Below are 12,783 nucleotides of genomic sequence, written 5' to 3'. Positions count from 1 at the left end.
GGCCGCCAGGACAGACACAGGAGCCGTGGCACACCCGGCCCCCAGACGAAAGCACCCTGCCCCGCGGGCGAGACCGACCGGCACGCCGTGCCACCGAATTCGGCGCGGTACGTCACACGGTCGGGCTACGCGCCCGAGCCGGTGCCTGCCGTGCCGCTTTCCGCCAGAGGGAGACGGAAGGCCGCCGCCGTCCCGATCGGGCCCGCGCCGTCACCGTGCTCGCGGGGTTTCCCGTTCACTGTTGACGGGCGGCAGGATGAGCTGGGCGTCCTCTCCTGCTTCAGGCCGTCCGCTGCGACGGCTTCGTTCAGCGGGGCTGGGTCTTCGGGATCCGTGACGTGAAGAACAGCGCGAGGAGGGCGGTGAAGGCGAGGACGGCGAGTGCGGCGCGCAGACCGTCGATCCTGGCGTCGGCGTTCGCGTCGAGTGCCGCCTGAGTCACCACCGTGCTCGTGCCCGCTTCGTCGAGGGCGGACTTGAGCTGGGCGTCCGACAAGAACGGTGCGCCGCTTTGGAGTTCGACGGTCGCTTGGCTCTTGACCTCGGCCGGGATCTCCGGATTCTGGTCCACGCTGGTGAGGAAGGAGGTCGTCAGCGCGGCGATCATGATCGACCCGGCGAGCGCCGTGCCGATCGAGGCGCCGAGGTTGGTGACGGCGTTCTGGACGCCGCCGACTTCCGCGCTCTGTGCCTCCGGCACCGCGGACACGGTGACCGACCCGAGCTGGGACGCCAGCGCGCCCATGCCGAGCCCGATCAGCAGGAGGGGGATGGTGACGATTTCCGCGCCGGCGTCCGCGTCGAGCGCGGCCATCAGGACCACCGCGCCCGCGAGCAACGCGAGGATCCCGAGCCGCACCACCCGCCGTGGCGATACGTCCGGGAAGAAGCGGGGGATCAGGATGGCGGCTGCCAGGAGGGTCACGGAGAGCGGCAGGATGCGGGCACCGGTCTTGAGCGCGGACAGGCCCAGGGCGACCGACAGATAGAGCGGTACGACGAAGAAGACGCCCATCTGAACGAGGTACTGGAAGAAGAACATCGTCAGTCCGCCGGTGAGCTGCCTGTTGTGCAGCATGCCCGGATCGACGAGTGGCTCCTTGCGCCGCTCGACCATGCGGGCCTCCCAGCGCAGGAAGAGCCAGATCAGCAGCAGACCGGCCAGCATCAGCCAGACGACCAGCGAGACCCCGAGCCACGAGGGCGCGTCGGGCTTCGGCCGGAACCAGCCCCATTCGTCCGAGCGAAGGACGCCGTAGACGAAGATCCCGAGCCCGAGCGCGGACAGCACGGCGCCGACGAGATCGATGCGAGGGCGTTCGCCGATCGGCGCGTCGGCGATGCGGCCGGCGAGCACCAGGATGCCGAGCACCATCACGACCTCGCCGGCGAAGACCCACCGCCAGGAGAAGTACGTCGTCGCGACGCCCCCGATGATCGGCCCGACCGCGATCGCCACAGCCCCTGCGGCAGCGACGAGACCGTAGGCGGCGGGACGGCGTTCCGTGGCGAAGTTGCTCGCCACGAGCGCCACGATCGCGGGCAGGATGAGTGCCGCCCCGATCCCCTCGAAGAACGACCAGCCGAGCAGCAGCACGGGCAGGTTCGGCGCGAGCGCCGTGGTGAGGGAGCCGCAGCCGTAGACGACACAGCCGATCATGAACGCGCGTTTGCGGCCGATCAGCTCCCCCACCTTGCCGCCGGGGATCATGAACATCGCCATCACGAGGGTGTAGGCCGTGATGGCGCCTTGGATACCGGTCACCGTCGTGCCCACGTCTTCGGCCACCGTCGCGATCGAGACGTTCATGACCGAACTGTCCAGCGCCATCAGGAACTGACCTGCCGCGAGTGTCAAGAGGACGATTCGCGCCGTTGCCGAACTCTCGGCAGTGCCTGTCCTGGGAGCCATGGGCGAATCGTCCCAGCGGCCCCGGAGGATGGATCCGCGACCCGCCATAGGGATCAACTGATTGGCGGATGCGAGGTTTGGTGGATACGAGGGTTGGTGGATACGAGGGTGGCGGATGCGAGATTGGTGGAGCGATGTCGGGCGGGAGCGGGCCTGGGGCGAGAGACCCCGGCCCCGGTCTCGAGGTCGCAGCTGAGCACTGCGGCCAGGCGCTCAGCTCAGCGCCAGCTTCCGTAGCCGCCGCCAGTCCATGGGGGCCTTCGCCCGGGGCACGCCAGGGCGGTTGCGTGGTACGCGTACGCGCAGGGCCCGGGGGTGGATCGTGCATCGTACGGGCGTCGGCAGGGTCAGTGCCTCACCGTCGACCCCGGCCTCGATCTCGGGTTCGTCCGCGTCGATGACGACCTCCTGGGCGGTCAGGCTGGTGAGGCCGGGCGCGTTCTTCCCCGCGAGCAACTCGGCTGCCTGCGCGGCGTTGTCGACGTTGACGCCCAGAACTCCGAGGGTGCCTGAGTCCAGGACCTCACGGCGTCCGAGGCCGGCGAGGTCTCCCATCCGGTAGGGATTGTTGCTGACGAGCACGGCCTGGGGTCCGTCGATGGCCCTGTTCGCGACGCGGACGGCCAGACGGGGACCGCGTCGGTGGGTCAGCAGGTCGGGAAGCGTCTGCAGGATGGTGCGGACCTTGTCGTCGCGGTAGGCGGGACTTTGCACCACGGCTGCGTAGGTGCCGAAGGACGCGTTGTTGACGAAGGCTCGCTCGCCGACGAAACCGAGGTCGACGCGGAGTTCGACGCCGTCGGTGAGCGCGTCCAGGCAGGTCGACGGGTCGTCCCGGTCCAGGCCCAGGTCGAGGGCGAAGTGGTTGCGGGTTCCGGCCGAGATCACCATGAAGGGAATGCCGTGCCTGGCGGCGACCCCGGCGACCAGGGCCTGTGTGCCGTCACCGCCCGCGACTCCGAGAAGGTCGGCGCCGCCTTCGACTGCCTTGTCGGCGAGCGCGACCACGTCCTGCTGATGAGCTGTGTCCAGCAGGAGGACGTCGGCGTCGAGCGCGTCGGCCTTCTCCTTGAGGTGGAACCTCCCCACCTTTCCACCCCCTGATCGTGGATTCATGATGAGGAAGGGATGTTCGGGAGGAGCAGTCCGCGTCTCCGGGGGCCCGGCCGGCTCGCGGTCCCTGCTGAGGGCCGCTCCGCCGACGGCGGCCCCGAGGGCCCACAGGGCGAGGGAGACGAGTACGACCCACAGCAGCTCCGCCCATGCGTAGAGCGCCAGCACCGCGAGCGGGGCGACGGCGGCCAGGGTGAAGGCGAGCAGTCTGCGGATTCCCCGCTGGGTCAGTGCCCACCACAGGCTCGCCGCCGATATGGCCAGCCCGGCCAGCCCCGCGCCCAGGAGCGCGATGCTCTTGATTCCGGCGAACACGAGAAGGACCATCACCGCGGCGAGCCCGGCCGCCAGCGCAAGCCGTGCGAACCATCGCTGTACGAGACGACCGTGCGCCCCGGAGTCCCTGTGCATGGAACCTCCTGCCGGTCGGGGGCACGGCCGACGCGGCTGTACGTGGCACCGCGTCCAGTGGAGAGTCCAACCGTTGTCCGAGCGGAGCGGGTCAAGGGCGAACCAACCCGTTTCCGGCCTGCCCGGGGCCCGCGACTCGGGCGTCCGCCTCGTTCGCCACCCCACGGGGATGCATCTTGGCAGCGATACGGTCCGCCGAAGGCCGCGACCGACCACGGCCGCGACGGGGAGGTACTCGCTGCGGTGCGATTCCACCCACGGCCGCCGCCACCTTCCCATTGCACCACCCGGCGGTGTGCGCCGCATGTTCACCACCCCGGCACGGTGCGCACCGCACACCTTCTCGGCTTCAAGCAGGTCACCGGATTGCGGGCTGCGGCGACCGGCTGAGGCTTGCCCGCACGCCGGTGGCGGACGGCGGTGGCGGCTCAGCCTTCCAGGTAACACCAACTACACGGAATGGGCCGCCGGGGGCATGGTCTCCACCGCGCAGGACTGGGCCCGGTTCGACACCGCGCTGATGTCCGGCAAGCTCCTGCCGCCCGCCCAGCTCAAGGAGACGAAGACCACCGTCGCGGAGGAGAGCGGCAACCCGAACCGCCACGGTCTCGGCCTGGAGAAGAAGGTGGTCCCTCCCTGTGGCACCGTCTGGGGCCACGACGGCCAGGTCCCCGGCTACTCCAGCTGGGCCTACACCGACAGCACCGGGCGGCGCACCGTCTCGGTCTTCGCCACGACCGTCTTCGGCATCGCGGACCCCAAGTCCGGCGCAGCCGACCAGGACCTGCTGAACGCCGCGATCTGCACCATGCCCGACAAGCCGATCCCCACCGCACCCGCGTCGGTGCCGACCGGCTCCTGAGCCCTCCGTCCGCTCGGCGGCGAGGTGCACCTTGCTGGTCAGGCCGCCGCGTAAGCGGCGCAGCCCGGCATGCGTTCCACCAGCTCGGGCCAGCGCTGCCCGAATCCGGATCCCGCGTTGGGGGCTCCCCCAGCTCATGGGGGTACGCCTCCACGCCGCCTGGCACGCGCCCCACCCCGGGCGTCAGCCCTGCGTAGGGAAACGCCCCGCCAGGAACTGCTCGAACGTGCCCTGGCCCACGGCCCGCTCCGGCACCAGATGCCCACCCTCCCGGAACGCGTGGTAAGTCTTGCCTGCCAGACGCACGCTCAACAGGGAACGGCGCCGTCCGCTCGCGCGCAGATAGGCCCGGGCCAGCTCGGGAAACGCACGCACCTCGGGGCCGCCCATGTCCGACACCCGCCCCGCAGGCGCCCCTGTTGCGAGCTCGGCCAGCCGGGCGGCGACCTCTGCCACCTCGATCGGCTGGTCGGCGACCCCCGCCGGGAGCAGCATGACCGGCAGCTTCGCCGAGCCCTGCAGGAACTGCAGCACCAAGTCGTGGAACTGTGTCGTGCGCAGCACGGTCCAGCCGAGTCCCGATTCCTCGATCAGCCTCTCGACGGCGAGCTTGGTCCGGTAGTAGCCGAGCGGCACCCGGTCGACGCCGACGATCGAGATGTACGCCAGATGCCGTACCCCGGCCTGGCGGGCCGCCTCGATCAGATGGCGTGCCGCCTGCTCGTCACCGCCGCGCGGCGCGGTCGCGCAGTGCACGACCGTGTCCACGTCCGCGACGGCTGCGGCCAACCCCTTGCCTTCGCGCAGGTCCACGGCGTACGGCCGGGAGTGGCGACTCAGCACGCGCACCTCGTGCCCGTCCGCGCGCAGTCGCTCGGTGACGAGCCGGCCGAGCGTTCCGGTTCCACCGGTCACCAGGATCGTGGTCATCGCAGTCGTCCTTCCTCGGTGGGCGTGCGCTCCCCGGTGGAGCGCACGCCCACCACTGAGAACCGACGAGCGCCCGAAGACGTGACAGCCTCCTCGTGACCGCACCCGCCCCTGGGTCACGCCCCGGAAGCCGTCGCGGGTGACTGCCGACCCGCGAACACGAGTTTGTCCGGGTTCAAGACGACCCGGACCCGGGCGATGACGCCGTCGCGCAGTTCGAAGGAGGCGACGGCGATGAGCTGCTCCGCCGCGTGTGCCACCAGCGCCGGCGCCCCGTTGACTTCCTCCACCACGAGGTCCCAGTCGCCCGAGAACCGCCGCATGCCGCTCATCAGGAAGCGTATGACCTTCTCCCGGCCGACGATGGGGCGCCGCGCCGCGGTGACCTTGCCGCCGCCGTCGCTCCACCAGGTGACGTCCTTGGCGAGCAGCTTCTCCAGTCCTGCCAGGTCGCCCTGGCGTGCTGCCCTGACGAAGGACTCGACGAGCTCGTGCTGCCGCTCGGCTCCCGGTGTGAAACGAGCCTCGGGCGTCGCCACCCGCTGGACCGCCCTGCGGTACAGCTGGCGGCAGTTGGCCTCGCTCAGGTCAAGCACCCCGGCGATGTCCCGATGCCGGTAGCCGAACGCCTCGCGCAGAACGTAGACCGCACGCTCCGTCGGCGTGAGCCGCTCCAGCAGCACCAGCAGCGCCGTCGACACGGCGTCGCGCTGCTCGGCGGACTCCAGGGGGCCGAGCGAACCGTCCTGCGTGAGCACCGGTTCCGGCAGCCACGGTCCCACGTACTCCTCGCGCTGCACGCGGGCCGAGGTGAGCCGGTTGACGCACAGGTTGGTGACCACCCTGGCGAGCCAGGCCCCCGGGTGATCAATCGCCGCACGGTGGGCTCTGCTCCAGCGCAGATACGCGTCCTGCACCGCGTCCTCCGCCTCCTCGGCGGAGCCGAGCAACCGGTAGGCCAAGCCGAACATCCTGGGGCGGTGGGCGGTGAACTCCTCGGCGGTCCCTGACGTCACGCGCTCAGCCTGCCAGAGGCGCGGAGGCATTCGGTGACCGGCAGCAGGCAGTGGAACAAGGCGGGCAGGACGGCGACGATCCAGTCCGCTCCGGACGCCGACGTATCCGCCGCCGACGGAGGGCCCGGCCGAAGGCCGCCTTGCTCGGGCGGTCCCGCGGAGGGGACGCCGTGTCAAGGCGGTCACCCCGGAGAAGAAGGACCAGGTCGCCGACCGCCGACCGCCGGAAGAAAGGCAGCCAGGGCGGCAGGCCCCGTCACCCACGACACCGCCCTCTACCGCGACCGCAACACCGTAGAACCCGCCGGCCAGGGAAGTTGTTCGGGGAGGCACGCGAAGGAACCGGCGAGTTCGTTGACCACGGTCGTCGGGGCCGCAAGCGAGGGGCCGTTGGGCGTGCGGCTGGCCAGAGGAGCCCCGTGGCGCCGCTGGCCGGATCGCTCCTGAAGCAGAGAAAAGGGACCCACGGTGTCCGACCAAGGACGGCTGATCGCCGACCGCTACCGCGTCCTCGACCGTATCGGCCGAGGCGGCATGGCCACCGTGTGGCGCGCCCACGACGATCTCCTCGCCCGCCATTCCTCCGGGACACGGTGCCGGAGACGATGTACGCCCTTGCCACGGAACCGGCTCCCGAGATGCGACGCGCCGGACCGCTGACCCCGCTGATCCAGGGTCTGCTCGCCGGCAACCCGGCCGACCGAATGTCGGCCGAGGACGCCGAGCGCCTCTTGCGGACAGTGGACGCCGACCCGCGGCGAATACACCGAGTGGGCTACTCCGCCACTCCGCCCGCCGCCCGTGCGGCCACCGCCGACGCTCCGGCTACTGCGGCTGCGGCTGCGGCTGCCCCGAGTTCGGCGGCGAAGCCGACCCCGAGTCTCGACGGTCTGCTTGACGACGCCGTACTCGGCGGCGTTGCCGGCGTTGTGCGTCCACAGGGTCAGGGTGTTGCCGTCGGCGCCCGACGAGCCCGTGCTCCCACTGCCGCCGCGGCGAGGGCGGCTATGCTCGATACGGCGAGGCGCCTGGTTCTCGATTCCACGAGGTTCCTCCCTTTTCACTGGGCACGGTCCTGGCGGACCGTGCCGGCGGCCGGTAGTGACGGCCGCCTGTACCGGTGGTACTTCGCCGTTCCGAGGTCAGAGTCGGGGCGGCGAAGTAACCGATGCCCGTGCCACCAGTGGGCAGGGCCCCATTTCCTGAGCAGTCGGACCAGACTCCTGGCCCGGGATCGGTCGTGACCGAGACGCCGACGGCTGCCGCCACGTCCTTCGTCCCGATCCGCCTGCCCATGTGGCGCCCAGTCGTTTTGGCAGGTGAGTGCGGGATGGGACTGCGCCCTGGTGGGGTCCCATGTCAACGGCTCGCTAGGAATTCGTGGCCAGCGGGTTCAGGAACGTCAGCACTGAGGCGTCCTCTTCGATCAGCGGGGTGAGCGCGGTGTTGAAAGGGCCGCCGTACGGGGCCTTCAGGTGCGCCTGGAAGGCGTCCTCGTCCCGGTACACCTCGAAGATCCAGAAGGCGCGCGGGTCGGCTGCCTTGGTGTAGACGTCGAAGGCGATGTTGCCTTCCTCCTCCCGCACCTTCAGGGCGTAGTCGCCGATCAGGTGGGCAACCTCGTCCTCAGCTCCCTCGCGGGCGGTGAACTCGGCGAGCAGGGTCTTCTTCACGGTCTCGGGTCCTTGTCAGTGGTGGCTGCCAGTGGTGGGCATCAGTGGTGGGCGTCGCTTGTGGGCGGAGCCGAGGTGCCGGACGACGGCCTTGCCCAGCTTCACCGAACCGTTCTCGGGGAAGGTGCTGCTGAAGCCGACGGCGCCGGAGTGGGTGCGGTCGACGTACAGCTCCTGTGTCGTGGTGTCGGAGCGGACGACGGACGAGCCGAAATCGGCGCCCCGTTCTTCTCGGGCGTGAAGTGGAACTGGGGCCGGTAGGGCTCGGGGGACGGCGGGGTGTCTGCGGCGACGGCCTCGGGGGCCAACGGGGCGGAGGGCAGGGCGCGGACGGTCGCCACCGCCGCGATCATCCGCACGCGGCCATGCCGGGACACATGTCCAGAGCTCAATGGCGTCTCCTGTGCTGTGGCCGTCCACTGGGCGGAGCCTGCGGCTCCGGCGTGGACCGACCGAAAAGTGACGCCCTGTTCGGCGTCGTCGTCCACGCCGCCGGACCAGGGTGTCATCGTTGACTTGTGTCATCGATGACATCGAATGGCCCGATGATGAGCCGAATCCGGCTCACGCGTCAACGGTTCGGGCGGGATTGCCCGGCGCGGCCCGCCCGCCCGTCAGGCGCCGCCACCGGTCGTCAGCTGTGCCAACTGGTCCCGCCACGGCGGATTGGGACCGGCAACCGAGCAGGTCAGGGCCGCGACCCGAGTGCCGAACCGGCAGGCTTCCGCGACCTCGTCGAGACCGAGATCGGCCAGCCGGCCACCGAGGAGTCCGCGGGTGCCGAGGTGGTGCAGCAGGCCGGCGGTGAAGGAGTCCCCCGCGCCCACCGTGTCGACGACCCGCGTGGCCACCGCGGGCACCCGCAGCCGTTCGCCGTCGAGCGAGGCCAGGGCGCCGCCCGCACCGAGCGTGATCACGACGAGCCGCACACCCGCGGCGTGCCAGGTGTCGCAGGCCTGCTCGGGCGGGGTGCCCGGCAGGAGGAGTTCCAGGTCGTCCTCGCTCAGGCGCAGGATGTCGGCGAGAGCGCACCAGTGCGCCAACCGGGCGCGGTAGACCTCGGGGCGCACCAGCAGCGGCCGAACGTTGGGATCGATGCTGATGGTGGCCTGCGGAGCCGCCGTCGCCAGGAACTCCTCCACCACCGCCCCGCCGGGCTCACGGACCAGCGCCAGCGACCCGGTGTGCACACAGGCCGTTTCGGACAGATCCGCCCTTTCCAGTTCCCCTGGAGTCCACTGCCAGTCGGCCGTGTTCTGCGCGTGGAACGAGAACACGGCCTGCCCGGTGGCGTCCAGCTCCGCCACGGCCAGCGTGCTGGGCTCGGCGGCGGCGACGGCGTACGACAGGTCCACGCCGGACGCCTCCAGGTGGGCCCGGAACAGGCGGCCGAACACGTCGCCGGACAGGCGTGCCAGGAAGCGGGCCGGGGTGCCGAGGCGGGCCAGGGCCACCGCCGTATTCGCAGGTCCGCCGCCCGGCAGCACCCGCAGGGCGAGTTCGTTCGAGGCGTTTGCCGGTTCGGCGAAGGCGTCCGCGACGCACTCTCCCAGAACGGTGATCTGACGAGGGCTCATGGGCTGCTCACTCTCGAAAAGGCTCGGAAGACCGGGCAGGGGGGCGGCGCGGAGACACAGCCACTGACCGGCTGCGCGGAGACGACGGCCACGGACGTTGCCGATTTGTGACGGGTGGAAGGCATTGACGTTGCCGGGATCCGGAGTCCATCATCCTCGCCAGGCAGTGTCAACGATGACATAAGTCAACGATGACACCCCGGGCAGCATGCTCTGATCCCAACCCCGTGCCGCTCGCTATCCCACAGGAGTCGATCATGTCTCGCACCACTCGCCTGTCCTCCTCTCTCCTCAGAGTCGCCGCGGTCACGGGCGTCGCTGCCCTCACCCTGACGGCCTGCGGCTCCGGCTCCGGTTCGGGCTCCACGAGCTCCGGCTCGGGCGCCGTCAAGGTCGGCCTGATCACCAAGACCGACACCAACCCGTTCTTCGTGAAGATGAAGGAGGGCGCGGAGAAGGCCGCCAAGGAGAACGGCGCACAACTGTCCACTGCTGCAGGCAAGTTCGACGGGGACAACGCCGGTCAGGTCACCGCCATCGAGAACATGGTCGCCGCCGGGGTGAAGGGCATCCTGATCACCCCGAGCGACTCCAAGGCGATCGTGCCCGCGATCCAGAAGGCCCGCGCCAAGGGTGTCCTGGTCATCGCCCTGGACACTCCGACCGAGCCGGAGAGCGCGGTCGACGCCCTCTTCGCCACCGACAACCTCAAGGCCGGCCAGCTGATCGGCGAGTACGCCAAGGCCGCCATGAAGGGCAAGACGGCGAAGATAGCCGCCCTCGACCTGGCGCCGGGCGTCTCCGTCGGCGTCCAGCGCCACAACGGCTTCCTGAAGGGCTTCGGCGCCACCGACAAGGACGTCGTGTGTGCCCAGGACACCGGCGGCGACCAGGCCAAGGGCCAGACCGCGATGGAGAACTGCCTGCAGAAGGCGCCCGACATCAACGTCGTCTACACCATCAACGAACCGGCCGCCCTGGGCGCGTACACCGCGCTGAAGGCCAAGGGCCGGGAGAAGGACGTGCTGATCGTCTCCGTCGACGGTGGCTGCACCGGCACCCAGGCGGTCAAGGACGGCAAGATCGCCGCGACTTCGCAGCAGTACCCGCTGAAGATGGCCGCCGAGGGCGTGAAGGCCGTCGTGACGTACGCCAAGGACGGCAAGAAGGCGTCCGGTTACACCGACACCGGCGTCACTCTGATCACCGACAAGGCGCAGGACGGGGTCACGTCGCAGGACACCGGCTACGGCCTGGAGAACTGCTGGGGCTGAGCCGCGCCCCTAGGACCGTACGACACCGCCACTCCCCTCAGCGGGGCGGTCGGCCCGCCTCCCCGACCAAGGGACGGCCGCCCCCCTTGTCCCGGTGGCGGGGCCTTGGGCCCTCGTCCTCCGACAAGGACATCCGTCTTCCGACAAGGACTTCGCATGACAGCGACGACAACGCCGTACTCGGAGCTCAAAGCACCGACCACGGCCCGCAGACTGCTCACGGCGCCGACCACCGGACCCCTGGCCGCCCTCCTCCTGGCCTGCGCCTTCTTCTCCTTCTCGACCGACCAGTTCCTGACCGGCGGGAACTTCTCGCTGATCGTGCAGCAGGTCATGGTCGTGGGCACCCTCGCCATCGGGCAGACCCTGATCATCCTCACGGCGGGGATCGACCTGTCGTGCGGGGCGGTGATGGCGTTCGGCAGCATCGTGATCGCCAAGATGGCGGCCGAGGGCTCCGTGCCCCCGCTCGTCGCGATCGCGCTGGGCCTGGTCGTCTGCGGCGGTTTCGGGCTGCTCAACGGGCTGTTGGTGCAGAAGATCCCGCTGCCGCCGTTCATCGTGACCCTCGGCATGCTCAACGTGGCGTTCGCGCTGACCCACATCTACTCCGAGGAGCAGACTGTCACCAGCCTGCCCAGCTCGCTGACGGCCCTCGGCGAGACCTTCCCTCTGGGCCACACGGACATCACTTACGGCTCCCTGGTCACCATCGCCCTGTTCCTGCTCCTCGCCTACGCGCTGAGCAGCACCGGCTGGGGCCGGCACGTCTACGCCCTGGGCAACAGCGCCGAGGCCGCCCGGCTGAACGGCATCCGCACCTCGCGCCTCACCATCGGCATCTACACCGTGGCCGGCCTGCTGTACGGCATCGCCGCCCTGCTGCTCATCTCCCGCACCGGAGTCGGCGACCCGCAGGCAGGGCAGACCGACAACCTCGACAGCATCACCGCCGTGGTCCTCGGCGGCACCAGCCTCTTCGGCGGACGCGGTTCGGTCCTGGGCACCTTCATCGGCGTCCTCATCGTCGGCGTGTTCCGCAACGGTCTCCAGCTGATGGGCGTCGCCTCCATCTACCAGACCCTGATCACCGGCGTCCTGGTGATCCTCGCGGTGACCGTCGACCAGATCTCCCGGAAGAAGGCCCGATGACCGCCATCTCCTCCCCCACGCCCGTGCTGCAGGCCCGCGGTCTGGTCAAGCGGTACGGCCAGGTCACCGCCATCGACGGCGCCGACTTCGACCTGCTGCCCGGCGAGGTCCTCGCCGTCATCGGCGACAACGGCGCCGGCAAGACCAGTCTGATCAAGGCCCTCACCGGAGCTGTGGTCCCCGACGCGGGCGAGATAAGGCTCGGCGGCGAACCCATCACCTTCTCCGGCCCGCAGAGCGCACAAGCCCACGGCATCGAGACGGTGTATCAGGACCTCGCGGTGGCCGCCTCCATGGACATCGCCTCGAACATGTTCCTAGGGCGCGAGCTGCGCCGCCCCGGCATCCTCGGCAGTACCTTCCGCATGCTCGACAAGAAGCGCATGCGTCAGGAGGCCGCCGAGCACATGGCCGACCTGAAGATCGGCCTGCGCTCGCTCACTCAGGCGGTCGAGACCCTCTCCGGCGGACAACGGCAGGCCGTCGCGGTCGCCCGCGCCGTCGCCTGGGCCCGCAGCGTCGTCGTCATGGACGAACCCACCGCCGCCCTCGGCGTCAAGGAGTCCGGTCAGGTCCTGGACCTCATCCGCCGAGTCCGCGACAAGGGCATGCCAGTCGTTCTGATCAGCCACAACATGCCCCACGTCTTCGAGATCGCCGACCGGATCCACGTCCACCGACTGGGTCGGCGTGCCGCCCTGATCAAGCCCTCCGACTACTCCATGGCCGAGGTCGTCGCCATCATGACCGGCGCGCTCAGCATCGACGAGGCCGGAGATACTGTCGTAGCGGATTCGGAGGCCGCGAAGGCCGCCGGAGTCCAGGCCACCTGACAGCACAACCCCGCTCTCGCATCTTCCGGC

Annotated in this window: 10 protein-coding genes; 4 read left to right on the top strand and 6 right to left on the bottom strand. The window is 70.1% G+C overall.

The window, feature by feature from the left end; all coding sequences use genetic code 11:
• Window positions 1-307 precede the first annotated feature (307 nt).
• Both OG562_RS40980 and OG562_RS40975 read right to left on the bottom strand, forming a co-directional pair.
• The gene (locus OG562_RS40980; RefSeq protein WP_266407139.1) at window positions 308-1,912 is read right to left on the bottom strand and encodes an MFS transporter; all 1,605 of its coding nucleotides are present in this window, start codon (window positions 1,910-1,912) and stop codon (window positions 308-310) included.
• 213 nt (window positions 1,913-2,125) lie between these two features.
• Window positions 2,126-3,436: a diacylglycerol kinase family protein gene (locus OG562_RS40975; RefSeq protein WP_266407136.1), complete on the bottom strand. Its 1,311-nt coding sequence runs from the start codon at window positions 3,434-3,436 to the stop codon at window positions 2,126-2,128.
• On the opposite strand from OG562_RS40975, the gene OG562_RS46105 reads away from it, so the two are divergent.
• The gene (locus tag OG562_RS46105) at window positions 3,318-4,298 is read left to right on the top strand and encodes a serine hydrolase (RefSeq protein WP_323187617.1); all 981 of its coding nucleotides are present in this window, start codon (window positions 3,318-3,320) and stop codon (window positions 4,296-4,298) included. The genes OG562_RS40975 and OG562_RS46105 overlap by 119 nt on opposite strands.
• A 183-nt stretch (window positions 4,299-4,481) precedes the next feature.
• Here OG562_RS46105 and OG562_RS40965 read toward each other — a convergent pair whose 3' ends face one another.
• The 4 genes from OG562_RS40965 to OG562_RS40950 all read right to left on the bottom strand — a co-directional run bounded on the left by OG562_RS40965 (window position 4,482) and on the right by OG562_RS40950 (window position 9,494).
• Window positions 4,482-5,228 carry an SDR family oxidoreductase gene (locus OG562_RS40965; protein WP_266407131.1) on the bottom strand — a complete coding sequence of 249 codons (747 nt, stop codon included), beginning with the start codon at window positions 5,226-5,228 and terminating at the stop codon, window positions 4,482-4,484.
• A gap of 116 nt (window positions 5,229-5,344) precedes the next feature.
• Window positions 5,345-6,244: an RNA polymerase sigma-70 factor gene (locus OG562_RS40960; protein ID WP_266407129.1), complete on the bottom strand. Its 900-nt coding sequence runs from the start codon at window positions 6,242-6,244 to the stop codon at window positions 5,345-5,347.
• Window positions 6,245-7,614: 1,370 nt separating this feature from the next.
• On the bottom strand, window positions 7,615-7,917 hold the full coding sequence (locus OG562_RS40955; protein WP_266407128.1) for a putative quinol monooxygenase: 303 nt from the start codon (window positions 7,915-7,917) through the stop codon (window positions 7,615-7,617).
• A gap of 614 nt (window positions 7,918-8,531) precedes the next feature.
• Entirely contained in the window at window positions 8,532-9,494 is a 963-nt protein-coding gene (locus OG562_RS40950; protein ID WP_266407127.1) for a carbohydrate kinase, read from the bottom strand.
• 257 nt (window positions 9,495-9,751) lie between these two features.
• Here OG562_RS40950 and OG562_RS40945 point away from each other — a divergent pair, with 257 nt between their 5' ends.
• From OG562_RS40945 to OG562_RS40935, 3 genes are all read left to right on the top strand, one after another.
• Complete coding sequence (locus OG562_RS40945; protein ID WP_266407125.1) at window positions 9,752-10,768, top strand: sugar ABC transporter substrate-binding protein; 1,017 nt, start codon at window positions 9,752-9,754, stop codon at window positions 10,766-10,768.
• Between the two features lie 156 nt (window positions 10,769-10,924).
• On the top strand, window positions 10,925-11,920 hold the full coding sequence (locus OG562_RS40940) for an ABC transporter permease (RefSeq protein WP_266407124.1): 996 nt from the start codon (window positions 10,925-10,927) through the stop codon (window positions 11,918-11,920).
• Entirely contained in the window at window positions 11,917-12,753 is an 837-nt protein-coding gene (locus tag OG562_RS40935; protein ID WP_266407123.1) for an ATP-binding cassette domain-containing protein, read from the top strand. Before OG562_RS40940 ends, OG562_RS40935 begins: the two co-directional genes overlap by 4 nt.
• Window positions 12,754-12,783 lie beyond the last annotated feature (30 nt).

It is taken from the genome of Streptomyces sp. NBC_01275 (assembly GCF_026340655.1).
Classification (GTDB): Bacteria; Actinomycetota; Actinomycetes; order Streptomycetales; family Streptomycetaceae; genus Streptomyces.
The sequence above is the reverse complement of the archived record's forward strand: the minus strand, read 5'-3'. Positions and strand labels throughout refer to the sequence as shown.

Coding starts and splice junctions, on each gene's coding strand:
- OG562_RS40950 (WP_266407127.1), bottom strand. CDS start 9,494: ATGAGCCCTCGTCAGATCACCGTTCTGGGAGAGTGCGTCGCGGACGCC.
- OG562_RS40980 (WP_266407139.1), bottom strand. CDS start 1,912: ATGGCTCCCAGGACAGGCACTGCCGAGAGTTCGGCAACGGCGCGAATC.
- OG562_RS46105 (WP_323187617.1), top strand. CDS start 3,318: ATGCTCTTGATTCCGGCGAACACGAGAAGGACCATCACCGCGGCGAGC.
- OG562_RS40945 (WP_266407125.1), top strand. CDS start 9,752: ATGTCTCGCACCACTCGCCTGTCCTCCTCTCTCCTCAGAGTCGCCGCG.
- OG562_RS40965 (WP_266407131.1), bottom strand. CDS start 5,228: ATGACCACGATCCTGGTGACCGGTGGAACCGGAACGCTCGGCCGGCTC.
- OG562_RS40940 (WP_266407124.1), top strand. CDS start 10,925: ATGACAGCGACGACAACGCCGTACTCGGAGCTCAAAGCACCGACCACG.
- OG562_RS40975 (WP_266407136.1), bottom strand. CDS start 3,436: ATGCACAGGGACTCCGGGGCGCACGGTCGTCTCGTACAGCGATGGTTC.
- OG562_RS40935 (WP_266407123.1), top strand. CDS start 11,917: ATGACCGCCATCTCCTCCCCCACGCCCGTGCTGCAGGCCCGCGGTCTG.